Here is a 22,722-nt window from a genome sequence, read left to right on the forward strand (position 1 = left end):
TAAGGAATATAATTTTAGGCAGCTACAGTCGAGCTAATTTTATCGCCCAAATGATAGAATCCTTCATAGAGCTTGGATTGGCGATATTTTTACCAAAAATGTCTTTGGCGGTTCCGTGATCGACACTGGTTCTTACAAAAGGAATGCCCAAAGTAATATGGACCCCGCTGTCTTGACCGTGGACGAGCTTAAAGGGAATAAGCCCCTGATCATGGTAAAGCGTCAGGTAAAGGGAGTATTTATTCCAATTGCTTTTAAAAAACGCGGCATCTGGAACTAACGGCCCCTCAAAAGGGATTTTATGAGTCTTCGCAAAGGCTTTTAGCTTCGGAAACAGTTTCAGCTCTTCTTTGCCGATCAAACCCTCTTCGCCGGCGTGGGGATTTAATCCCAGCACGGCAATAGGTTTTTTTGCCTGTTTTTTATCTAATTTTTTTCTCAGGTCATTGGCATTTTTTAGTGCAGAAGAAATACTTTTAAAAGTTACCTTCGACGGCACATCTTTGATCGCAGAATGCCCCGTACCTAGAACGACGTTAAACTGATCCCCGACAAAGCCCATATTCACGTTTTTAGATTTTGAAACGCGCTTTAAGATGTCGGTGTGCCCCAAATCTTTGTATCCGGCGGCCTTGATGCTGGTTTTAGATAAAGGAGCCGTAGCAATCGCGTGGACTTTGTTTTTCAAACAAGCAAGAGCTGTGATCTCAACCCAACGTGCGGGCGCTAAGTCGGACTCGATATCCACCAAATAAGGACCTTCGATTTTTAAAGCTTCTTCAAATGAATCAACAGTGATGCGTGACCATTTTTTATCAAGCAACTTCAAATAGCGAGGATCTGCATTTTCGGAGCGAAATAAAATGACTTGAACGTTTTTCTGTGGACCCAAAGCGTGCAAAGCTTTTGCTGCGACCTCAAGTCCGATGCCGTCGATATCGCCTGTGGTGACAACGACTTTTGTTTTACTCATTGATGCGGATAGAGGATTCTTCGCGCTTGCTTTGCAACCAGTTTTTTAACTGACGTTTAAAGCTGGCTTCCATAAGTTGAGCTTTGATGGCCTCTTTTCTTGCCTCAAATTTAGGATCCGTTGTTAGCTTTTTCCCAGTCAACTTAACGATATGATAACCCATGCGTGATTTTACGATCTGAGTTGTTTCGTTCACTTTTAAGTTTGAAATGGCTTCTTCAATTTCCGGTAAGAACTCGCCGGATTTAAAAGAACCTAAGCTTCCGCCGGAAGAAAAATTTGGATCTTCGCTGAATTGTTGCGCTAGGTTTTCAAAGTTTTCACCGGCACGAAGTTTTCCTAAAGCAGTTTCCGCACGCTTCATCGCCGCCTCGGCCCCACCCTTTTTTGGATTAAAAAAGATGTGCGATACGCTAAACTCGTCAATCGAAGGACGACTTGATGGAGACGTTTTAAGATATTCGTTTAAAGCATCCTCGTCCGCAATACGCAGTTTAGAAATGATCTCTGAATCCATCAAAGAACGCTTCTCGATACTTTCTTTTAAAAAAGCACGATATTCCGTCGGATTTAGGCCCTGCCCCTTGATGATTTCTAAAAGCTGCTCCTCAGAAACATTGTTTCTTTTGGCCATATCTTTGATTTCAGAATCAACGCGGTCATTGGTCACGGTTAAGTTCAAACGCTTTACTTCAGACTGAAGAATCTTTTCGTCGATAAGATAGTTCAATTGAGCCTTGCGATTTGATTTTAGTGAATCTACGGATGAATCAAATAAAAGTGACTCATCAATTAAGCCCGGCTTGCCAATGCGCTTTTGTAATTCTTTGAAATCAGATTCTAAAACCAGCTCTGAATTCACGATAGCCACAGTTTTTTCCACAACCTCTGCGTGGGCAGAGAGAGCTACTAGAGAAATAAGAAGAAACTTAATCATTGGCACCTCGAGTATCGACTTTGATGGAATTCATCAAATCATAGTCCTTAAGCACTTTACTACTTCTTAGCTGAGCATCAAGCCACGCCACGTATTCTGCCTGTTCGCGTTGTGCTTTTAGCTCCCGCAGGATCTGCGGTTTAACCTCTTCCAAGGTCTGCGTGCTGGCAGGGGCTTTCTTCTCGACGCGGATAAGGTGGACGCCAAAGGGGCTTTTAATAACCTGAGGGGCGGATCCGGCGCTAAATAACGGATCAAAGTAATCAACCGTTCCTTTTTCGATCCAACCTACGACTCCGCCCGCTTTTCCCTCAGGAGTGATAGAATATTTCTTTGCTAGCGTCGCAAATTCGGTGGTTTTAAGATCGGTTTTAATGGCGTCTATTTTTGCTTCTTCGTCGACCACGATTTGTCGCAGGTAAACACGCTCCTTGCGTTTATAGCGATCTTTGTGATCATCGTAATAGCGCTTAATTTCTTCATCGGTGACGGCCTTAACTTTTTCATTAATTTTTTTGAAAACCTCTTTTTCGATCAGTGAATAACGAAGCGCTTCGCGCCACTCTGAAAAGGAAAGATTTTCTTGGGCCAAAGCTCTGCGGAACGAAAGATCATCGGGGTAATTAGCGCGAAGTTTGTCGACTTCTTTATCTAAAGTGGTGTCAGAAATCGTGATATTTTGGGCTTGGGCCCAATCTAGCGTTAAGCTTTTTACTAAAAAGTCTTTTAAAATTTCTTCTTTAATCCGGTGAATGTTGTTTGGATCTTTGGCTGCCAAAGCATCAAACTGACGTAAACGTCGCGCCAACAAATTTGCAAACTCACGGCTGGTAAGAACGTGATCGTTCACCTTTTCTACGGGCTTGGTAGAAATCTTTTGATAGCTTGACGGACAGCCGGCCAAGGCCAGGCTTAAAAAAACAAAAAGCCCCGTCAATGCGGGGCTCTTCTTTGAAATCATAAGAGAATATCCTTACCTAATTGCGCTCGCATTCTCTTTGATTGTGTACGATTTTTTCAATTTTGCGAAATATTCATTGAAGATTTGACGTCTTTTTTCGTCAAATACAGCAGCGCGGATTTGACGCTTGTTCGCATTCTCAAAACTTCTGCGGCCTGTCAGTTTTACGATGTGGAAGCCGAACTGAGTTTCGATCAGACCGCGGACATCACCGACTTTCATAGATTGCACAGTTTCGTAGTAATTTGGCACAAGCGTTACGCGGGATTGCCAGCCGATATCCCCACCGGCTTGTTTGGATAAAGCATCGTCTGAATAAAGTTTTACTAGTTCTTCAAAAGGTCTTTTGCTTGATTTCACTTCGGACCAGATTTCTTCCGCCCGTTTTTTTGCCTCTGCAATTTGTTGCGGAGTTGCGCCAGGTTTGAACTCAATCAAGATGTGGCTGGTGCGAAGCTCTGGATTTTTTGCGTACCATGCTTGCATCTCTTTGTCGTTCACTTGGATTTTTTGGATTCTTGGTCCTAATTCGCGCTCTAAAAGGGCTTTGTACATCTCTTGGTTAAGACGTTCTAAAACGATAGGATCTTTAGCAAAACCGCGTTTTTCAGCTTCTTGCAAACCCACTTCGTAACGAATTAGGTCTTCAAGGAAAAGTTCTTTTGTTGGTGGATTCACTGATTGGGCTTTGACCTCATTAAACTTTTTATTGAACTCTTCAAGAGTGATGGTCTTTTTTCCGACCTGAGCAACGACTTCATTTTTCTGTGCAAAAGAAGTCGAGGCGATAAGCAACATGATGCTGATAATAAGTTTCATACTTTAAAAGTCCCTCTTAAAAGTTGAAGACGCGTAGTACTAAAACGCTAGCACTAGGTTTAATTATCCGCAATGAATTTACGTGCTTGGTCCCTTGCCTGGTTCAAAAGAACCTCTAACTCTAGAGCAAGGTCTGGGTTTCTTGGGTCGGCATCTCTAGCGACGGGATTCATGGGCCCAACCCAATAGATAACGACCTTCGCAAACGGTTTTGGCAGAAAGGTTTTGTTCCATGATTTTGGAAAATGAAGGGCGCGATCAACCGCCACACCTGCTGCATACACAGGTCCTGAAATCATACGCGAGATCTCAAAAACACCGGGTTTTACTTTGTATATCGGACCCTTTGGGCCGTCGACAGCAAAACTGCAATTAGCCCCGTCTTTGATTAAACGAATAAGACCCTTGAGACCTTGAACGGCCCCGCGCGAGGAAGATCCCCGACTGGTTTTTGCCCCCAACCAACCAAGAACTTTAGACATCAACTCACCGTCTTTAGATTGCGAGGCAATGGTGGCAATGCGATAGCGTTTAACGATCGAAATAAGCGCCAGCTCATCCCCGTGCCAGTGCGCGAGCACGACCGGAGTTTTACCATCTTTATTTTCTAGGGCCTTTTTTAAAGAGTCAGGTTCGATGATTCGAACCCTCCAAGTGAATGTGAGGGTTCGATAAAAGACATAAACGATAATAGGAAGTAGGTATTTCCTAAACACGATTAGTGATGAAGAGCCTTTTTGAACTCTTCCGTCAACTTAGGAACGATTTCAAGAGCGTCACCCACAATTCCATAGGTGGCTTTTTGGAAGATCGGCGCATTGGCGTCGTTATTAATCGCAACGATCACTTTTGAACCACTCATCCCTGCTAAGTGTTGAATCGCACCTGAAATACCAACGGCGATGTACAATGAGGGAGCCACTGTTTTACCAGTTTGACCCACTTGCATACCGTGAGAAACCCAGCCCGCATCAACCACCGCGCGTGAAGCACCCACGGTCGCGCCCAAAACATCTGCTAAATCATTAAGAACTTTAAAGTTAGCAGCTTCTTTAAGACCACGACCACCGCTGACGATAACGTTAGCTTCAGTCAAATCTAGCTTTTCGCTAGTTCCTTTAACGATTTCTTTGATCAAAGTTTTAAGATCTGGTTTTGCTGCTGCGTGATCAGTAACAGTTGCTGACTTGCCAGCATCCGCCGGTGCCACTGGAAGTTGATTGGCGCGCATCAAAACGATTTTTAAAGAGCAGTTTTCAAAGCTTGTTTTTGCAAAACATTTTCCAGAATACAGAGGCTTCGTAGCCACAACGTTGTCACCAGAGATATTAAGCTCTGTACAATCTGAAGCAATCCCCGCACCCAGGCGTGCCGCAACCCTTGGGAAAAGGTCTTTTCCTGTTGAAGAAGCAGAAGCAAGCAGGATGCTTGGTTTTACATTTTCAATCACGGAAACCATGTTTGCCGTGAAAAGCTCTGGATTGTATTGATCAAGGGCGCCGTCTTTAACCGTGTAAACCTCAGCGGCCCCATTTTGACCAGCGGCCGCAGTTACGTCGCCTGCGTGAGAGCCAAAAACGGCAGCCACAACTTTGTTACCAGATTTAGCCGCGGCTTGAAGAAGTTCGATCGAGCTGCGTTTAAGTTTGCCATTTGTTTGTTCGGCGAAAACTAATACTGTACCCATTTCAAACTCCTAAAGAACCTTCGCTTCGTCGCGAAGAAGAGAAACTAGTTGAGCGGCTTGAGCTGAAGAATCACCGGAAAGCATTTTTACCGGTGGCTTATCTGCTGGCAATGTAAAGCCTGTGTATTTCAATTTGATGTCTGTGGCAGGAATGTTCAAAGAGCTGAACTCAACTTCCTTAATCACTTTTTTCTTAGCTTTCATGATGCCTGGCAAACTGGCGTAACGAGGCATATTTAAACCTTTGTTGGCCGCAACCACGGCCGGAGTCATCATCTGGACAACTTCTTTAGCGCCACCTTCAACGTCGCGTTCAACCACAACGTTCTCGCCGTTGAAAGCAAATTTTGAAACCACAGTTGTGTGAGGAACATTCAAAAATTCCGCCATCATTTGGCTGACGGAAGAGGCATTGTCGTCGATCGCAAGTTTTCCAGAGAAGATGACTTTCGCACCACCTTCGGCTTTGATCACCTCGGCCAAGGCTTTTGCTGTGGAATAGTTATCCAAATTTTCCGCATTAATCACGATGGCTTCATCGGCCCCCATCGCTAAAGCGGTACGCAAAGACTCGATAACGCGAGCTTTTGGTCCAGCACTTAGAACCCAAACCTGGGACCCGGCATTGGCATCGCGAAGCTTCACCGCTTCTTCAACAGCATATTCGTCATAGGGGTTCATAACCCATTTAACGCCAGCCGTATCAATACCGTTTTGGTCCGGAGTGATTTTGATTTTCGTTTCGGTGTCGGGTACCTGCTTGATACACACAAAAATTTTCATATTTTTACCCCGTATTTTAGAGTCTTTCTTCTATCCCAAGTCCAGGAAAGGGAAAACTAAATTACATATTTAACGTGTCGCGAAACATGACGGGTATCATGGACAACTTAAGCCCCCCAGGAGTAAGTTAGTTGTAAACTTATTGAGAAAATACTTTCAACTATGAAGGGGCTTCAACCATGTTAGCATTTCTCCGATCGACTGTCGGGAAAAAGTACATTATGGGAATCTCTGGACTTGTGTGGGCAGGTTTTGTTCTTACTCACATGGCCGGGAACTTACTTATCTTCGTCAGTAACGACGCCTACAACGCCTACGGGCATGCGATCACCAGTGGAAAATTGATTTACATTGCGGAAGCGATCCTGCTTGCGGCTTTGATCACACATGTGTACCTCGCGATTTCTTTAACGGTGCAAAATCGAGCGGCTAAAGGCAGCCGGTACGCTGTTTCCGCTAAAGGCGAAAAGCGTGTCACGCTGGCATCAAGAACAATGGCGATTCAAGGTTCATTGATTTTGGTTTTTATCATTTTGCATTTGATTACTTTCAAATACGGCGCCCATTATGAAACAACGGTGAATGGGGTGCCGATGCGTGACTTGGCTCGCCTGATGGAAGAAGTCTTTCAACAACCGGGTTACGTCGTTTGGTATCTGGTGGCTCTTTTCATTCTTGGTTTCCATTTAAAACATGGCGTCGGATCGACGTTTCAATCTTTGGGTCTGATGGAAGGCACCTACCGCGATATGTGGCGCAAACTTAGCATCACTTACGGAATCATCGTGGCGGCGGGCTTTATCGCGCAGCCTATTTATCTACTCATGAGATCGATGCAATAAGGAGCAATGGCAATGGCTAACAAATTAGACAGCAAAATTCCAAGTGGTCCTATTGAGTCTAAATGGACAAAAACAAAATTTAACTACAAACTTGTCAACCCGGCAAACAAACGTAAACACACCGTTATCGTTGTCGGAACAGGGCTTGCGGGTGGCGCTGCAGCCGCAACTTTAGGAGAGCTTGGCTATAAAGTAAAAGCTTTCTGTGTGCATGAATCCCCTCGCCGTGCCCATTCAGTGGCGGCGCAAGGTGGTATCAATGCTGCGAAAAATTATCAAAATGACGGCGACTCTACTTACCGACTTTTTTATGACACCGTAAAAGGTGGTGACTTCCGTGCGCGCGAAGCGAACGTTTATCGTTTGGCGGAAGTTTCGGCAAACATCATCGATCAGATGGTGGCTCAAGGCGTGCCATTTGCTCGGGAGTACGGCGGAACACTTGCCAATCGTTCATTTGGTGGTGCGCAAGTGTCTCGTACATTCTATGCGCGTGGGCAAACAGGTCAGCAGCTTCTTCTAGGTGCTTACTCTGAAATGATGAGACAAGTAGATTCAAAAAATGTCGAGCTTTACAGCCGTCGCGAAATGCTTGATGTCGTTGTGATTGACGGAAAAGCTCGCGGCATTATCGTGCGCAATCTTTTGACGGGCGAAATTGAATCACACGAAGCCGATGCGGTTGTTATCGCTTCTGGCGGTTATTCTAACGTCTTTTTCTTATCTACGAACGCGATGAATTGTGCGGTGACCGCGGCTTGGAAGGCCCATAAGCGCGGTGCTTACTTTGCAAATCCTTGCTACACCCAAATCCATCCAACGTGCATCCCAGTGCATGGTGAAAATCAATCCAAGCTCACTTTGATGTCAGAATCACTTCGTAATGACGGACGTGTTTGGGTTCCAAAGGCTGTAGGTGATAAACGTCATCCTTCACAAATTCCAGAAAACGAACGCGATTATTACTTAGAGCGTGTCTACCCGTCTTTTGGTAATCTAGCTCCACGTGACGTGGCTTCTCGTCAGGCGAAGTATCGTTGCGATGAAGGTCGCGGTGTGAATGAATCGGGTAAAGCTGTTTACTTAGACTTTGCGGATTCTATCAAACGCTTAGGTGAAGATAAAATTTCAGAGCGTTACGGAAATCTTTTTGAAATGTATGAAAAGATCACCGGACAAAATCCTTACAAACAGCCGATGATGATCTACCCTGCTCCTCACTACACAATGGGTGGCTTGTGGGTGGATTACAATTTGGAATCAACGATCCCAGGACTTTTTGTTGCCGGCGAAGCCAACTTCTCAGATCACGGCGCGAATCGTTTGGGCGCTTCGGCATTGATGCAAGGTTTGGCTGATGGTTACTTTGTTCTTCCGTACACTTTAGGTAACTACCTTGGTGGTACAAAACTTGAAAAAGTAACAAACACACACGACGCCTTTAAATCAGCTGCTGACGGTGTTAAAAACGAAATCAGCAAACTTATGAATATCAAAGGAAACCGCACGGTGGATAGCTTCCATAAAGAGCTAGGAAATATCATGTGGGAATACTGTGGTATGGGTCGTAACGAGGCCGGGCTTAAAAAAGCGCTTCAAGAAATTCCAAAAATCAAAGAGGAATTCTGGAATAACGTACGTATTCCAGGCGATGCAAATTACCTGAACGTCGAGCTTGAAAAAGCGGGGCGCGTGGCGGATTTCATCGAGCTGGGTGAGCTTATGTGCCGTGATGCTTTAGAGCGCAAAGAGTCTTGCGGTGGTCACTATCGTGAAGAGTATCAAGTGGATGGTGAAGCAAAACGTGATGATGAAAACTTCTGTCACGTGGCCGCTTGGGAGTACACAGGAGATAATAAACCTTCCGTGCGCCATCAAGAAGAGCTGACTTTTGAAAACGTACACTTAGCAACTCGTAGCTATAAATAAGAGGCGTAAAATGTCTGGTGGAAAAAATATTAATTTGACGTTAAAAGTATGGAGACAAAAAGGCCCTAAAGATCAGGGTAAGTTTGTTGAGCTTCAAGCCAAGAACGTGTCGGAAGACGCATCTTTCCTAGAAATGTTAGATGCCGTGAATGAAGAGCTGGTTTCTAAGGGTGATGAGCCTATCGCCTTTGACCATGACTGCCGTGAGGGTATCTGTGGTGCCTGCGGATTTGTGATTGATGGCGAGGCGCACGGTCCTCAGCGTGGAACCACAGTTTGTCAGTTGCATATGCGCAACTTTAAAAACGGTGAAACCTTAACGATCGAACCTTTCCGCGCGTCACCATTTCCGGTGATTAAAGACTTGATGGTCAATCGCTCTGCTTTTGACCGTATTATTTCTTCTGGCGGATTTATTTCACAAAATGCAGGGAATGCTGTTGATGCCAATGCGATCCTGGTCCCGAAAGCAGATGCCGACGAAGCGATGTCTTCAGCAACTTGCATTGGTTGCGGTGCTTGCGTAGCGGCCTGTAAGAATGCTTCGGCGGCGTTATTTACGTCGGCAAAGATTTCTCACATGGCGTTGCTTCCACAAGGTCAGGTGGAGCGTAAAGAGCGTGCGATGCGTATGGTAGGACAAATGGATGCCGAAGGCTTTGGATCTTGCACCACCACAGGTGCTTGTGAAGTGGCTTGTCCGAAGGACATCCAGCTTACCAATATCGCTCGTATGAATCGTGAATTCTTCGTCGCTCAGACAACAAAACGCGAAAAACACAAAGACGGCGGCGCTGGATAGCGCCCCGCTCTTTGCATACTAAAGGTGTACAAATAGTAATGCTTCTTGGCTATACGAACTGTTTTCATATCTATAACCGCATTTAAATCGAGCGGTACATAATCATACCCTTAAAAAATTTCATTAAGTACCGATAAATATATTGAACTACAACTTATTGGTGTCCGAATTTTCTCGGGCCTTGTGGAACGTTCAACATGCAATACAAAAAAATATTCCTATCATTGTTGTTGAGTGTCGCCGGAGTATCGCGCTCTGCCGAGGCCGTGGTTGGAGGCACCTCGAATGCCCTCACCTATCAAGGCAGAATAATTAAATCGGACGGATCTCCCCTTCAGTATTCCAATGTCAGTTTTATTTTCCAAATCACCGATCCGGCGGGGACGTGCTTAATTTATCAAGAGCAAGTCACCGGGTACAATATGGCCAACTCAGCCGGAGTTTTTGATGTTCCGATCGGAGCAGGTACCATCGTTTGGCCAAACACAGGTTCATTTACAGTTATTGACTCGTTTAACAATGCTAAAAATTATACCTGTGGCTCTTGTTCGGGATCTAGTTGTGTGGCTGGTTCAAGCACTTATACGGCCTCGAGTGCTGATGGACGTATGTTGAGAGTTCAATTTTACGATGGTAATGGGTGGAAGTTGATTTCCCCAGATACTGCAATCAGATCAGTTCCTTTTGCTGGGTACGCACAATCGTCCCAAAAGCTTGGCGCATATGGGGCTTCTGAGTTTGTGCTAAAATCAGCAATAAATAGCGGAACTAATTGTAGCGGGGGAAGTTTTTTGACCTGGAACGCCTCTTCCCAAACCTTCGGGTGCTCTGGGGTTAGCGGAGCATCGGGTGGTACAGTGACGGATTTGACGGTTTCTTCTCCATTAAGTGTTGTCAACGGGACATCTACTCCTCACATCACTATTCAGGCTGCGTCTAACTCACAAAATGGCTATCTCACCTCTACAGATTGGACGACCTTTAACAACAAGATCGGCACCTCTTTTACATTTGCTGGGGATATAAGCGGAAACGCTTCGGCGATCTCGGTCGATAAAATTAAGAACGTTTCCATTTCCAATACGGCCCCGACTTTAAATCAGGTTCTCCAGTTTGACGGATCAAAGTGGACCGCCACAACTTTATCAACCACTACCAGTGGTTCAGCTGGCGGGGATTTGTCTGGCTTCTACCCCAATCCTTCCGTCGCAAGCGTCGGCACATCCACAGCAGCAAATATTCACAGTGCGGAAATATTAGCAAACTCCGCAACCAACACCAACACCGCCAGCACCATCGTTAAGAGAGACTCCTCAGGAAATTTTACTGCGGGCAACATCACCGCTAGTTTGACAGGTGCGGCCTCTCTGAATGTTCTAAAGACCGGGGACTCCATCAGCGGAAATCTTGTGTATGCGGCAAACACCGGAAATGTGTACACCGCTGGCTCAGGTGGCAACACTGTGACGTTGCAGGGTCCATCAACGACTATAGGTACCAGTTATATACTTAGACTGCCGACTTCGCCCGCAAGCTCTACAGGACAGGCGCTGGTGTCTGACACCTCGGGAAATCTTTCTTGGCAGTCCTTAAACACGGGAGCGGTGACTTCTGTAACGGCGACCGCTCCTTTAGTATCGAGCGGCGGCTCAGCTCCGGTGCTTTCATTGACGGGCCTCACGGGCCTGGGAACTGCAAACCAAATTTTAGCAATGAACAGTGGGGCCACGGCTTACGAATATAAAACCGTATCCGGCACAAGCAATCAGATCGTCGTGAACAACGGGGCAAACTCTATCACTTTGTCGACACCTCAAAATATTCACACCGGAGCAAGTCCAACATTCTCAGCCCTCACTCTATCTAGCTTAACGACCGCTGGGTTTGTAAAAAACAATGCTTCTGGTGTGCTTTCCGGAGGAAACGCTATTTCTCTAGGCGCAGACATCACAGGCACCCTGCCGGTCGCTAACGGAGGAACAGGCGCAACGAGCTTTGCCAACTATAGCGTAATTGCTTCAAACTCTAACGGCACCTCGCTATCCGCGGTGTCCGGAAGTACCAGCGGATCGATTTTGCAATATGGTGTGACCGGACCCATCTTTAGCACCGCTAGTTACCCCTCCACAACCGCGGCAAACCAATTGCTTTATTCTTCTGCGAATAATGTAGTTGGGGGACTTGCCACTGCGAACAGTTCCGTGTTGACCACAAATTCCTCCGGAGTGCCAAGTTTTAGTGCGCTCTCTAGCGATCTTTTTTCGCAATATGCTCGTTTAGCAGGGCGCTCTGGCGGGCAGACCCTTTATGGAGGCACTAGTTCTGGCAACTCTTTAACACTGGATTCTTCGAGCAATGCTACCAAGGGAAATATTGTACTGAACCCTTCCGGGGGCAATGTAGGGATAGGGACCCCCAGTCCTTCCGCAAAACTGGAAACAAATCTGAATTCAACCGCCGCAACTACCTCTACGGGCATCTATTCGCTCTTAAATCTCAACCCGGCAGCCAATCAGAGCGCGGGAGTGGTAAATAGTTCCATATTAGGATACGTAACCATCGATGTGGACAGCATGTATAATATTGGCGAAGTTGATGCTGTAAAGGGTTCCATTAACGACAACAGTGACAGCTCTTCAGTGGCCCTCAGTGGTATCAGATCGGACGTGCGGTCTTCAACAATGCGTACCGTGACCGAAGTTAATTCATTTATTTCTTCGGGAGATTTACAAGGGCCTACGGTTACCAACTACAACGGCATTAAAATCAATGACTCAATCAGCGGCGCGACGGTCTCTAATTGGTATGGGCTTTATGTTAAACACACGGTGAACACGTCAGGCTCAATTGCCAACCGTTATGGTGTGTACCTTGCCGCCCCAACAGGATCCGCCACCAACGACTTCGCATTTTACTCGGCCAACAACAAGCCCTCTTACTTTAGTGGCACCTTAGGTATAGGCACCACCTCGCCGTCATACACTTTGGACGTCAATGGCAGTGTCCGGGGAACAAGTGCTTACGTGAACTCATCGGATGTAAGATACAAACGTCACATATCGAATATAGAAAATGCGCTTGATAAGATTCTGCAAATTAGAGGTGTGACATTTGACTGGCGCAACAATGAATTTCCAGAAAAAAGATTTAAAGAGACTCGAGACATGGGGGTGATTGCCCAAGAGATCGAAAAAGTCTTTCCCGAAGCTGTGGTAACAGACAGGGAGGGGTATAAATCCGTGGCATATCCAGAGCTAGTGGCTCCGCTTATCAATGCCACCAAAGAGCTTTATAAAAAATGGCTTACAGACAGCGCTGAAATACATAGAGGGGTGGCGTCTAACACCATAGAATTATCTCAACTCAAGTCCGAGAAAGACAACTTAAAGGACGAGGTACAAAAACTCAAAAATGAAAACGCCGTTTTCAGAGCTCGTCTTGAGAAGCTCGAAAAAATGCTAGTAGATAGATAATTTAATCGTTCTCTAGATCATTAGCCGCTGCTGACGCGCCGTTTAGCCCTAGGCCAAATTTGGCTGATTTGTTATGGTGGCCCTATGGGAAATAAAAAAACAGTTTTAAGCGGCAGTACGGTAACAGGGGATCTAACACTAGGTAACTATATTGGTGCGATCAATAACTGGACGAAACTGCAAGACGAATATGACTGTCTTTATTTCTTGGCTGATTTGCATGCGTTGACGGTGCATCAAGATCCGGAAGTTCTTAGAAAAAGAACTTACAGTTTTTTTGCGCAGTACTTGGCGCTTGGTCTTGATCCGCAAAAGAACACGATCTTTGCGCAATCTCACGTGTACCAACATACAGAGCTTTCCTGGATTCTGACGTGCTTAACTCCGATGGGTTATTTGAATCGCATGACTCAGTTTAAAGAAAAAGCGGAAAAACATGTAAAGAACGTTAATGCTGGTTTGTTTTCTTATCCGGTTTTGATGGCCGCAGATATTCTTTTGTATCAAGCCGATTTCGTACCGGTGGGTGAAGATCAAAAACAACATTTAGAGCTTTGTCGTGATCTTGTTGGCTATTTTGAAAACCGCTACACGAAGGGTGTATTCAAAATGCCAGAGCCGATGATTCCTAAAGAAGGCGCGCGCATTATGTCTTTGCAAGATCCGACAAAGAAAATGTCTAAGACGGATGAAAACGAAAAGAATTTCATACTGTGCATTGATGACGCAAAAAAAATCGAAAAGAAAATCAAGTCCGCGGCGACAGACTCGGGAACTGAAATCAAATTTGACGTTGAAAACAAAGCCGGCGTTTCAAATCTTTTGACGATTTATTCTGTATTAAGCGGAAAATCCATCGAACAGCTTGAAAAAGACTATGAAGGCAAAATGTACGGTCACTTGAAAGTAGACCTTGCGGAAGTCGTGGTGCAAACCCTGAAACCCGTGCGCGAAAAGTATGATGATCTTATGAAAAACCAAGATCATTTAGACCAGCTTTTGCTTCAAGGTGCTGAGCGTGCGGCGATCCGGGCCGAAGCAACGATTAAGAAAGTCTACGAGGCGGTAGGCCTTGTTCCTCGTCGCTCTTAACCCATCTAGTTTTTTAATTACTTAAACATTTCATACAGATATATCCCCGCATCGGCGGGGATTGTTTTTTGTGGCGTGAAGGTTTGAAAAAAAATACGCAACACGCTTTAAATTTTTAACCTGAGCGGCGCAGCGGACCGGTCGTTTTATTTAGAGACAGCTTGGTCCCTCACCTTTGATTTTCTTCTTAAGTTCCACATCCTAGATACCGAAACCTAGACTAAGGATTGGTTATGAAGAAGATAGATCAATTGATGGCTGAATTGGGTTTCAAAAAAGATGCTCCACAAGGAGTCAAAGAAGCCTTTATCAAACATCTTATTAAAGCATCTACAGGCGTGAATGTCGCAACACCTTCTGAAAAGCGCGAGATCGCGGAATCTCCAGAAAAGGTCGTGGTATTTCAAACTCCCCAGCAGTTGAGTTTTGATTTTATAGAGACCTCGCTTGCGCCACAGTCCGGAAAACCCCGACCATCGACTAAGAAAAAAGCGGTCTCCTAGCGTTTCGCACTAGACGATGGTCTAGTTCTAACTAGACTTTCTTACTAAAATTTAAGCTTTCCCCTTTATTTTCACAAAATCCAGTAACCAGGCCCTGGACGCGTTGGTACCATTTTGGAACTGCGTGGTCGGGGAAATATTTGCCTCCTCCGCGAAGTTTTTCTCGGGATTATTTTCTCTAAGAGGGAGGGGATTTATGAAGGGGCTTATCGGAAGAGCCGCATTGGCAACGTTGGGCGCTTTGATGGTAGCAGCGAATGTTTTCGCCGCAGAACCAGAAGCAGTACCAGGAGAATTCATCGTTAAATTGAAATCTCCAATTTCATCGCAATCACTGTCAGTTCTAAGCACAGAGCTTGGATATATTAAAGACGTGATTCCAAATCAAAACATCATCGTGATCAAACGTCCGATGTTTGAGATTCAATCAACAGTTGTAAAGTCTCTTTCAGAACATCCTGATGTTGATATTATTGAACCCAATTTCATTTATCGTATTAGTAAAACTCCGAATGATCCAATGTTGGGTCAATTGTGGGGTATGAAAAACATCGGCCAACCGGACTCTCAAAAGAAAGATGGTATCGCCGGCATGGACATCAATGCTGAAAAAGCGTGGGATATTCAAACGGGTTCTCGCGACGTGATCGTTGCAGTTATCGATACAGGTGTGGATTTCAATCATCCAGATCTTAAAGACAATATGTGGACTAATGAAGCAGAATTAAAAGGTCAAGCTGGCGTTGACGATGATGGCAACGGAATCGTAGACGATATCTATGGGGCAAGTTTCGTAAATGCCAATGCTCCGACTGGAAATCCTCTTGATGATCACGGTCACGGAACTCACTGCTCTGGCACTATCGGTGCTAAAGGTGACGACGGCAAAGGTATCGTGGGCGTTGCGTGGAATGTTCGTATCATGGGCGTGAAATTCCTTTCGGCAAGCGGATCAGGAAGTCTTGATGGCGCATTGAAAGCCATTGATTACGCAACCTCTAAAGGTGCAAAAGTTCTTTCAAACTCTTGGGGTGGCGGTGGCTACTCTGAAACGCTGAAACAGGCGATCGAACGATCTAATGCGGCGGGCGCTATTTTCGTAGCGGCTGCTGGCAATGAGTCAAACAATAACGATTCAAGCCCGACTTACCCTGCTACTTATGACGTACCTAACGTCCTTTCAGTGGCGGCGGTTGATAACCGTGGTCAAATCGCTTCATTCTCTAATTATGGTAAAACAAAAGTTCACGTCGGTGCGCCGGGTGTGAATGTTTATTCATCAGTAAAGGGTGGAACATACGATTCTTGGTCTGGAACATCAATGGCGGCTCCTCACGTGTCAGGTATGGCGGCGTTGTTGGCCTCTAATGAACCGACTTTGACTGGCGTGCAAATGAAAGATCGAATTCTTGCCACGTCTCGTCCGATTGCGGGTCTTCGCGGTAAAGCTAAAGGCGGTATGGCGGATGCTTGGGCGATGTTAACAAATACAACGCCTCCACCAGATGCCAATGATCCAATCAACTGGCAAACAGTAGCGGTGTCAGTTTCTTCTCCGCACCCATACAAAGAAAAATCATCTATGGAATTCGAAGTTCGTGTTCCAGGTGCAAAGCAAGTCGCTTTGTATTTCGAAAAATTTGATACGGAAAGAGAATACGACAAAGTAGAACTTTTCGATGCTAACGGTAAAAAAGTAGCAACGATGAGCGGAAAAAATGACGATTCATTCGCAACACCCGTTGATGGTGAATACGTAAAAATCAAATTCACCTCGGATGATTCAGTCAACCGTTACGGTTTTGATATTACGAAAGCGGCTTGGAGATAATATGTTTAGGGCGAAAGCCCTAAACCCTCTTAGCTAGGAAGAGCCACTGGGAAACCGGTGGCTTTTTATTTTTTAGTCTTAGAAGGCTTTTCAACAGATTGAAGGAATTTTTCCATCTTCAGATCGGTATAGTCAGGAAAATCAAGCTGCGTGCAATGGGAGCCATAAGGAACAAGCACGAACTCAGAATGTTTAATAGTTTCTTTAAAGTGATATTGAAACCGCAGTGGAGTCACCATGTCTTTTTCGCCTGCGATCACAAGCGCGGGCACTTCGATTGTTGGTAAGACCGTTTCACCGTCGTATCTCATCAGCTCTTCAAAAAGTTTTAAAAAGACTTGCAGGTTTAAGCGCGCCACTCCACGCATGTAAACTTCGATATCTTTAAAGTGAGTGACCTTAAGATTAAATCCACCCGCGAGCGCCGCCAGATACATCGACATCGGATTATCTACGGCCATTTTCCACAGGCTATTCCACAACAGGGGTTGATGTTCGTACTGGGATTTTACGAAATAAAAAAATGGCTCCACCACATCAAGACCAAACATGCCCTTAATCGGATTTTTCGCAAAACCGTTAATAAAGGTCATCGACAAAAACACATCGGGATTCATTGCGTAGGTATTTAAAATCACGGGGGCCCCAAAGCTGTGCCCGGCGAAATGCGCTTTTTTAATTCCTAAATGTTTAAGCATTCCTAAAATATCTTTAGAAAGTGCATCCATCGTAAGCTCGTCCATGTTGATCACGGGGTTGCTTTTTTGATGGCCACGCAAATCAAAGGTAATGACCTGATAGTTATTGGCGAAGTATTCGATTTGGTGATGCCAGTGATTGATGATGCACGCAATGCCGTAAACCAGAACTAAAGGCTCTCCCTGCCCGCGCACTTCGTAATAAATCGGAGTGCCATCAAAGCTGTCGAATGTTCCTGTCGTCTTCGGTGTGGTTTGCATGAATCCTTCTATAAGTAGGACACTTTAATAAGAGTGTTTCCTAACGCGATCAAGTCCCCATCTTTAAGCATGTCGGATTTTACAGACTTCTTATTTAGGGTGACTTTGTGAGAATGAATCCGAATTTCCACAGCACCCGGGCCGGCGTGCAGTTCGAAGGCTTCTTCGGGGGCTTCTTCATCTAAAAGTTCGATGTCTAAAGAATCTGAACCTGCTTGGCGAGGGCCATAACCTAAAATAATTTCCTCATCAGTTTGGATGCCTTGAACGAATTGCAGCCTTAGTGCGGGACTAAAACTTTGCAAAGTAAGCCCGGCCGTTCTTTCCGGAGCCTGCACTTCGTGGAGGTACCCACCCAGCATTGTGCGCCACGTTATGATTCTACTAAAGTCAGCGGCCTCGGTTTCTTCAACGGTGATGACCTTAAACACGGTCCGACCCACCTCAAAGATAACTCCTGGTAATAACGCGACTTTCTTTACACGGCGGCCGTTGATGTGAAGCCCGTTAGAGGACTCCAAATCAACCATTACGAACTGTCCTTTGCTGTTTATTGCGATCTGAGCATGGGTCGAAGAAATCTTCGGGTCTTTCACGACGATATCTGACTTCGATCTTCCGATCGTCATTCCGTCTTCAATTTTAAATCGAGAGCCTTCTGCCGCGCCTTCGATGATCTCAATAAACGTAACCATTTGATTATTCTAGGACCGGATTCTTTGGTATTCAAATGCCTAATCCTTGTGCTTGGGCCTTAGCCGTGCTAAACCCTCTAAACATTTTAATAAAAGTCGTCCTTGTGTCCGTCAAAAGGCGGATGCGAAACCTGGCCCCTCAAAAGGTCAGACCAACCGAAAGGATAAGTTCATGGAACTTTCTAAAACTACTGCAAAGATGCCATACGAAGTTGTGGTTCTAATGCATCCAGATGCTACCGCTGATGAGCAAAAAGAGCTTTTCAAAAAGAATAAAGCGACTATTGAATCTTTCAAAGGTTCAATCAACTCGCTGGAAACTTGGGGAAAACGCACTCTAGCAACTCCAATTGGTAAGCTAAAAAAAGCGATTTACTTCCACTCTACATTTGAAGCGGACACTCAAGCTATCGCTGAGCTTGAGCGTACAATGCGCATCAATGATAAAGTACTTCGCTTCATGCACACTCGCTTGGACGAGCGTGTATCACTAGGCAAATTCTTGGAAGGCTTCAAAAAAGGTCTTGCGGAATCTGCAGCTCGTGAAAAAGAGCGCGAAGCAAAAATGGCTGCTCGTAAAGCCGCTTTTGCTGCAGCTAAAGCTGAGCGTTCTGACCGTTACGATAAAGGCGAGTAATAGTTGAAAGCCTCACCCCAAAAGTTCATCACAATTGCGTCTCTCTCGATTTTGTTGTCGATGCTCACTTTGGTTCTTGGGGCTCCTCTTCTACGCGTTTTACGCAAAACTTATGGTCCCCGTGCCTTTTGGATTTTGGGACTGTTGGTGACAGGGGCCGCGTGGCTCCTCAACATTCAGCCGCTCGCGCTGTTCTTAGGCTCTGTTTGGATGACTTTAGGAGCTTATACCGAATTTGAGCGCAAGGGTTTTGGATGGTGGCATTCCGGGGTGTTAGGGGTTTTGATTGGGTCACTGACTGCGGTTGGTGGACTGATTATCGTCTTCAAGCAAAGCGGGATTAACACGTACGCTGAAGTTGTGAAACTTGCGGAGCAATTTACGACGAAGGTTCAAGAGATGAACCCGATGGCGAAGTTGGACCCAGAGATTCTGATTCAGCAGCTTCCTTCAACTGTAGTGATCCTTTTAATGATCGCTTTAGGAGTGGGATTAATGTTTGAGAGAAGGGTTTTTTCATGGCTCAATTTGCCCCATGAAAAGACGGCCTCTCAGCTCAAGTTGTTAGAATATCGTGTGCCTGAATATATGGTTTGGGTTGCGATGATTGCCTTCCTTCTAACGATGGTGAGTTTTGGCGGTAAGGCCATTGCTATTCCTGCAGTGAACATAGTGAACGTTTGTATCGTTCTTTATTTCTTTCAAGGGCTGGCGGTGTTGGAGGTATTTCTGAATTCGATGAAGGCCGGTGTCTTCACCCGAATTTTGACGTACATAATCTTGGTCGGACAACTTCTGCTCGTGTTGAGCGTGGTTGGTTGGGCTGACTACTGGTTGGATTTCAGACGGCGCATTCGCAAAATGATGAAGCCCGTTGAAAACCCACCTTCGAATTAATAGCGCTTTGGTTAAGGCCAAAGTTAAGGAGATCACATGAAAGTTATTCTTCAAAAAGACGTTAAAGATGTAGGCCGTGTAGGCGAACTAGTTAACGTATCAGAAGGTTTCGCACGTAACTTCTTGTTTCCACGTAAATTGGCAGCAGAAGCTACTGAAAAACGCGTAAAAGAATACGAACACTTGAAACGTGTTGCTGAAACTAAAAAGAAAAAAGCATTGGCAGAGCGCCAAGAGCTTTTGAACAAAATCAACGGCACTACTGTGACATTCAAATTGCCAGCTGGTGAAACAGATAAGCTTTTCGGTACTGTAACAACTACAGATATTTCTAAAGAGCTTCAAAAATCTGGTTACTCAATCGATCGTCGCGACATCCACTTGGAAGAGCCGATCAAAGTATTGGGTCAACACAAAGCTTTGGTAAAATACGCTGAAGGTTTGGAAGCAAAAATCCAAATTTCTGTAGAGCGCGCTTAATAGATTTACTGACGTAAATTTTAAAAAGGGAGTCGGAAACGGCTCCCTTTTTTTATTCCTAAAATCATTCAGCCTTTGTAAATTCTTCCCGGTTAACGGTTTCCATAACAAACGCTTATGATCAGCATTTGAAAAATTGTATTGCCCTGGTTCCAAATTGGGTGTTTAACCACCCACCAAGGGGAGGGGTTCCATGAATTCCATGAATCTTTTGAAAGCTGCGGTTCTTACAAGCGTTTTATCTTTGTCAGTCATAGCGTGTTCTCAGAAAGCGCAAAACACTGAGGAAATCGCGGCAGCCGGTTCTTCTATAATCGGAGGCGTTCAAGTTGAAGCCCAAGATACAATCTCTAAATCAACGGTGGCGATCATCGCTTCGGTGACGACAGAAGATGGTAAAGAAGGCCAATTCATCTGCACAGGTTCTCTTTTAAGCGATAATGTGGTTTTGACTGCGGGTCACTGCGTTCCTACCGAAAAAGAATATAAATCTATCGCTCTTTATGTGATCTTCAGTCGCGATCTAAATAAGATGGAACGCACGGACGTTCGTTTGGTGACGGATGCTCTTATTCACCCACAATATGGATCTTCGACGGAAGGGGCGGATGCCCATGACGTAGCCGTGATTCGTTTTGCCGGAGCTAAAGCGAGCGGTTATGAAATCGCAAAATTCCTTGATGACGAATCTGTTTTAACTGAAGGTGCGGTGGTTACTTTAGCTGGTTATGGTTTGAATAAAACTGATGGGGTGAATACCGAAAGCGACAACACTCTTCGCAAAGTAAACGTTGAAGTTGCTGGTAATTTGGGAAAAAACGAAATCATACTTGATCAACAAAATGGTCGCGGTGCTTGCCACGGGGACTCTGGCGGTCCAGCATTCATCAATGTTGCCGGTGTTGAGTATGTATGGGGTGTAACAAGCCGGGGTGCTGGTAAAAATGGTGTCGACGACTGCTCTCTTGCAAGTGTTTACACAAAAGTTAAATCAGAAAGAACATTCATCAATGCGGCTTTAACTCAGTTGTCTGTAAAACCGGGCTCTCTGTCAGATCTTGATGGACTTGATGGTGAAGGAATCTAAATCCTAAATTCAATTTAGGTGTTTTTTTGAAAAGGGCGCAACAGGGGCGCCCTTTTTTCTATGCGCTGAGTTCGCGATTTTCTTCGGCAAGTTCTAAGAATACGATTTGAAGGTAGTCAGCCATTACTTCGCGCAACTCTTCTAAAGTCAGCTCGTCTTGGCTTTTTCCGTAACGTTCTAAAATTTTATTGAACTCACGCTCAACCGGATCTTGTGGAAGTCCTGTTGCTGCGATCAGTTCCTGCGTCAAACCCTTAGCCATGATCAGCCTCCGTGCTTATCAAGCGTGTCTCTATCCATGAGACGCCCTTAGCAAATCAAGAGGTTAAAGGGAACTCAACAGCAAAGAAGCAAATAGGGCCTTGGTCCAGCAAAACCGCTCTGGGCAGGCTATCGGCGCCGATGGGTGTAGTTTTTGGCCCAGTGTCGTGCGTTGGGTAAACACCAAAAAAGAAAAGGTAAAAGCAAACGGCGCGGCAGCAATCGGCGCAGGTAATAAAAAACAATAGCATCAAGTGTAACCGGCACCCATAAGGGAGGGTTTTCGGTTTTAATAACTTTTAAAATTTGTTGAGCGACCTTTTCTGGCGTCGTACGCGAGAGATTCATCATCTTTCCCACAAAGGGATTCATATTCTGATAAAAATCACTGTACGGCCCGCTCCAATTCAAAGTCGGCTCAGAATGTTTGGTGTGATAAACATTTTTGAAAGAATCGCTGTGAATGAATCCGGGTTGCACAAGTACGATCCTGACACCAAAAGGTCGCATCTCGTACCAAAGAGCCTCGGACGCCCCCTCCAGAGCGAATTTGGAGGCGGTATAGGAGGCCATCGTCGGCATCGCTAGCATCCCGCTGACCGAAGAAATATTAATGATCTTTCCGCGGCCGGTATCGCGCATATGAGGAATGCAAAGGCGAATCAAACTCATGGGGCCGAGATAATTTGTGGCTAACTGCAATTTTTCATCTTCTTCGGTCATGTGTTCCACGACCGAACGATAAGAAATGCCGGCGTTGTTAATTAAAACATCCACCCCACCCCACAGCTTTTGGATATCATTGTAAAGTCGCGAACGATCTTCTTCGCTGGTCACATCCATCGGTAAAACTTGAAAGCGATCGTTTTGGGGAAATCGAGCCCTTGCTTCTTCCAGACTTTTTTCGCGAACCGTGGCGATCACGCGATATTCATGACAGTGATAAAGCATCTGGGCTAGGGCTAAACCAATGCCGCGATTACAACCCGTCACTAAGATGACGGGTTTGAAGTTCTGATCAATATTATTTCGGCGAAACCAATACAGTACGGACTTCATAGAAATCCATCATAA

General features: G+C 45.3%; 22 protein-coding genes. 11 read left to right on the top strand and 11 right to left on the bottom strand.

The window, feature by feature from the left end:
- Window positions 1-22: 22 nt before the first annotated feature.
- From AZI86_RS06695 to AZI86_RS06725, 7 genes are read right to left on the bottom strand one after another with little or no spacing between them, the layout of a single operon-like run.
- Window positions 23-973, bottom strand: a complete 951-nt coding sequence (locus AZI86_RS06695) for a PdxA family dehydrogenase (RefSeq protein WP_061834306.1) — start codon at window positions 971-973, stop codon at window positions 23-25.
- Window positions 966-1,910, bottom strand: coding sequence for a peptidylprolyl isomerase (locus AZI86_RS06700; protein WP_253715806.1), 945 nt, complete (start codon window positions 1,908-1,910; stop codon window positions 966-968). The genes AZI86_RS06695 and AZI86_RS06700 overlap by 8 nt, the downstream gene beginning before the upstream one ends.
- Window positions 1,903-2,871 carry a peptidyl-prolyl cis-trans isomerase gene (locus AZI86_RS06705; RefSeq protein WP_061834307.1) on the bottom strand — a complete coding sequence of 323 codons (969 nt, stop codon included), beginning with the start codon at window positions 2,869-2,871 and terminating at the stop codon, window positions 1,903-1,905. Before AZI86_RS06705 ends, AZI86_RS06700 begins: the two co-directional genes overlap by 8 nt.
- Window positions 2,872-2,883: 12 nt before the next feature.
- A complete protein-coding gene (locus tag AZI86_RS06710; RefSeq protein ID WP_061834308.1) occupies window positions 2,884-3,690 on the bottom strand; it encodes a peptidylprolyl isomerase in 807 nt (268 codons plus the stop codon).
- A gap of 59 nt (window positions 3,691-3,749) precedes the next feature.
- The gene (locus AZI86_RS06715; protein ID WP_061834309.1) at window positions 3,750-4,406 is read right to left on the bottom strand and encodes a lysophospholipid acyltransferase family protein; all 657 of its coding nucleotides are present in this window, start codon (window positions 4,404-4,406) and stop codon (window positions 3,750-3,752) included.
- 2 nt (window positions 4,407-4,408) lie between these two features.
- Window positions 4,409-5,377, bottom strand: coding sequence for an electron transfer flavoprotein subunit alpha/FixB family protein (locus tag AZI86_RS06720; RefSeq protein WP_061834310.1), 969 nt, complete (start codon window positions 5,375-5,377; stop codon window positions 4,409-4,411).
- Window positions 5,378-5,386: 9 nt separating this feature from the next.
- Entirely contained in the window at window positions 5,387-6,160 is a 774-nt protein-coding gene (locus tag AZI86_RS06725; protein WP_061834311.1) for an electron transfer flavoprotein subunit beta/FixA family protein, read from the bottom strand.
- A 179-nt stretch (window positions 6,161-6,339) separates the two neighbouring features.
- Between AZI86_RS06725 and AZI86_RS06730 the strand changes: the two genes are divergently transcribed.
- From AZI86_RS06730 to AZI86_RS06760, 7 genes are all read left to right on the top strand, one after another.
- A complete protein-coding gene (locus tag AZI86_RS06730; protein WP_061834312.1) occupies window positions 6,340-7,002 on the top strand; it encodes a succinate dehydrogenase cytochrome b subunit in 663 nt (220 codons plus the stop codon).
- 12 nt (window positions 7,003-7,014) lie between these two features.
- A complete protein-coding gene (locus AZI86_RS06735; RefSeq protein ID WP_061834313.1) occupies window positions 7,015-8,931 on the top strand; it encodes a fumarate reductase/succinate dehydrogenase flavoprotein subunit in 1,917 nt (638 codons plus the stop codon).
- Between the two features lie 10 nt (window positions 8,932-8,941).
- On the top strand, window positions 8,942-9,733 hold the full coding sequence (locus AZI86_RS06740) for a succinate dehydrogenase/fumarate reductase iron-sulfur subunit (RefSeq protein ID WP_061834314.1): 792 nt from the start codon (window positions 8,942-8,944) through the stop codon (window positions 9,731-9,733).
- Between the two features lie 197 nt (window positions 9,734-9,930).
- Window positions 9,931-13,206, top strand: a complete 3,276-nt coding sequence (locus AZI86_RS06745; protein WP_061834315.1) for a tail fiber domain-containing protein — start codon at window positions 9,931-9,933, stop codon at window positions 13,204-13,206.
- Between the two features lie 84 nt (window positions 13,207-13,290).
- Window positions 13,291-14,298, top strand: coding sequence for a tryptophan--tRNA ligase (gene trpS / locus AZI86_RS06750; protein WP_061834316.1), 1,008 nt, complete (start codon window positions 13,291-13,293; stop codon window positions 14,296-14,298).
- 233 nt (window positions 14,299-14,531) lie between these two features.
- Window positions 14,532-14,801 (top strand): hypothetical protein, encoded by a 270-nt coding sequence (locus AZI86_RS06755; protein WP_061834317.1) that lies wholly within the window; start codon window positions 14,532-14,534, stop codon window positions 14,799-14,801.
- A 196-nt stretch (window positions 14,802-14,997) separates the two neighbouring features.
- Window positions 14,998-16,632 (top strand): S8 family serine peptidase, encoded by a 1,635-nt coding sequence (locus AZI86_RS06760; RefSeq protein WP_061834318.1) that lies wholly within the window; start codon window positions 14,998-15,000, stop codon window positions 16,630-16,632.
- 65 nt (window positions 16,633-16,697) lie between these two features.
- Here AZI86_RS06760 and AZI86_RS06765 read toward each other — a convergent pair whose 3' ends face one another.
- Together AZI86_RS06765 and AZI86_RS06770 are read right to left on the bottom strand one after the other, a co-directional pair.
- The gene (locus AZI86_RS06765) at window positions 16,698-17,591 is read right to left on the bottom strand and encodes an alpha/beta fold hydrolase (RefSeq protein WP_061834319.1); all 894 of its coding nucleotides are present in this window, start codon (window positions 17,589-17,591) and stop codon (window positions 16,698-16,700) included.
- A gap of 8 nt (window positions 17,592-17,599) precedes the next feature.
- Window positions 17,600-18,286 (bottom strand): FHA domain-containing protein, encoded by a 687-nt coding sequence (locus AZI86_RS06770; RefSeq protein ID WP_061834320.1) that lies wholly within the window; start codon window positions 18,284-18,286, stop codon window positions 17,600-17,602.
- A 172-nt stretch (window positions 18,287-18,458) separates the two neighbouring features.
- On the opposite strand from AZI86_RS06770, the gene rpsF reads away from it, so the two are divergent.
- The 4 genes from rpsF (at window position 18,459) to AZI86_RS06790 (ending at window position 21,387) form a co-directional block, all read left to right on the top strand.
- Complete coding sequence (gene rpsF / locus AZI86_RS06775) at window positions 18,459-18,923, top strand: 30S ribosomal protein S6 (protein ID WP_061834321.1); 465 nt, start codon at window positions 18,459-18,461, stop codon at window positions 18,921-18,923.
- Between the two features lie 3 nt (window positions 18,924-18,926).
- Entirely contained in the window at window positions 18,927-19,820 is an 894-nt protein-coding gene (locus AZI86_RS06780) for a DUF2232 domain-containing protein (protein ID WP_061834322.1), read from the top strand.
- A gap of 36 nt (window positions 19,821-19,856) precedes the next feature.
- On the top strand, window positions 19,857-20,300 hold the full coding sequence (gene rplI, locus AZI86_RS06785; protein ID WP_061834323.1) for a 50S ribosomal protein L9: 444 nt from the start codon (window positions 19,857-19,859) through the stop codon (window positions 20,298-20,300).
- 193 nt (window positions 20,301-20,493) lie between these two features.
- Complete coding sequence (locus AZI86_RS06790; protein ID WP_081111802.1) at window positions 20,494-21,387, top strand: S1 family peptidase; 894 nt, start codon at window positions 20,494-20,496, stop codon at window positions 21,385-21,387.
- Window positions 21,388-21,445: 58 nt separating this feature from the next.
- Here the strand turns inward: AZI86_RS06790 and AZI86_RS06795 are convergent, their stop codons facing one another.
- Window positions 21,446-21,649, bottom strand: a complete 204-nt coding sequence (locus AZI86_RS06795; protein ID WP_061834324.1) for a hypothetical protein — start codon at window positions 21,647-21,649, stop codon at window positions 21,446-21,448.
- Between the two features lie 128 nt (window positions 21,650-21,777).
- The gene (locus AZI86_RS06800) at window positions 21,778-22,707 is read right to left on the bottom strand and encodes an SDR family oxidoreductase (protein WP_061834325.1); all 930 of its coding nucleotides are present in this window, start codon (window positions 22,705-22,707) and stop codon (window positions 21,778-21,780) included.
- Window positions 22,708-22,722 lie beyond the last annotated feature (15 nt).

Source organism: Bdellovibrio bacteriovorus, from assembly GCF_001592735.1.
In the GTDB taxonomy this organism is placed as follows: domain Bacteria; phylum Bdellovibrionota; class Bdellovibrionia; order Bdellovibrionales; family Bdellovibrionaceae; genus Bdellovibrio; species Bdellovibrio bacteriovorus_D.

What these genes read in the sequence shown, in the direction of transcription:
- trpS (WP_061834316.1), top strand. Translation starts at nt 13,291, where the DNA reads ATGGGAAATAAAAAAACAGTTTTAAGCGGCAGTACGGTAACAGGGGAT.
- AZI86_RS06770 (WP_061834320.1), bottom strand. Translation starts at nt 18,286, where the DNA reads ATGGTTACGTTTATTGAGATCATCGAAGGCGCGGCAGAAGGCTCTCGA.
- AZI86_RS06735 (WP_061834313.1), top strand. Translation starts at nt 7,015, where the DNA reads ATGGCTAACAAATTAGACAGCAAAATTCCAAGTGGTCCTATTGAGTCT.
- AZI86_RS06745 (WP_061834315.1), top strand. Translation starts at nt 9,931, where the DNA reads ATGCAATACAAAAAAATATTCCTATCATTGTTGTTGAGTGTCGCCGGA.
- AZI86_RS06760 (WP_061834318.1), top strand. Translation starts at nt 14,998, where the DNA reads ATGAAGGGGCTTATCGGAAGAGCCGCATTGGCAACGTTGGGCGCTTTG.
- rpsF (WP_061834321.1), top strand. Translation starts at nt 18,459, where the DNA reads ATGGAACTTTCTAAAACTACTGCAAAGATGCCATACGAAGTTGTGGTT.
- AZI86_RS06755 (WP_061834317.1), top strand. Translation starts at nt 14,532, where the DNA reads ATGAAGAAGATAGATCAATTGATGGCTGAATTGGGTTTCAAAAAAGAT.
- AZI86_RS06740 (WP_061834314.1), top strand. Translation starts at nt 8,942, where the DNA reads ATGTCTGGTGGAAAAAATATTAATTTGACGTTAAAAGTATGGAGACAA.
- AZI86_RS06695 (WP_061834306.1), bottom strand. Translation starts at nt 973, where the DNA reads ATGAGTAAAACAAAAGTCGTTGTCACCACAGGCGATATCGACGGCATC.
- AZI86_RS06730 (WP_061834312.1), top strand. Translation starts at nt 6,340, where the DNA reads ATGTTAGCATTTCTCCGATCGACTGTCGGGAAAAAGTACATTATGGGA.
- AZI86_RS06765 (WP_061834319.1), bottom strand. Translation starts at nt 17,591, where the DNA reads ATGCAAACCACACCGAAGACGACAGGAACATTCGACAGCTTTGATGGC.
- AZI86_RS06790 (WP_081111802.1), top strand. Translation starts at nt 20,494, where the DNA reads ATGAATTCCATGAATCTTTTGAAAGCTGCGGTTCTTACAAGCGTTTTA.
- AZI86_RS06720 (WP_061834310.1), bottom strand. Translation starts at nt 5,377, where the DNA reads ATGGGTACAGTATTAGTTTTCGCCGAACAAACAAATGGCAAACTTAAA.
- AZI86_RS06705 (WP_061834307.1), bottom strand. Translation starts at nt 2,871, where the DNA reads ATGATTTCAAAGAAGAGCCCCGCATTGACGGGGCTTTTTGTTTTTTTA.
- AZI86_RS06710 (WP_061834308.1), bottom strand. Translation starts at nt 3,690, where the DNA reads ATGAAACTTATTATCAGCATCATGTTGCTTATCGCCTCGACTTCTTTT.
- AZI86_RS06725 (WP_061834311.1), bottom strand. Translation starts at nt 6,160, where the DNA reads ATGAAAATTTTTGTGTGTATCAAGCAGGTACCCGACACCGAAACGAAA.
- AZI86_RS06795 (WP_061834324.1), bottom strand. Translation starts at nt 21,649, where the DNA reads ATGGCTAAGGGTTTGACGCAGGAACTGATCGCAGCAACAGGACTTCCA.
- AZI86_RS06800 (WP_061834325.1), bottom strand. Translation starts at nt 22,707, where the DNA reads ATGAAGTCCGTACTGTATTGGTTTCGCCGAAATAATATTGATCAGAAC.
- rplI (WP_061834323.1), top strand. Translation starts at nt 19,857, where the DNA reads ATGAAAGTTATTCTTCAAAAAGACGTTAAAGATGTAGGCCGTGTAGGC.
- AZI86_RS06700 (WP_253715806.1), bottom strand. Translation starts at nt 1,910, where the DNA reads ATGATTAAGTTTCTTCTTATTTCTCTAGTAGCTCTCTCTGCCCACGCA.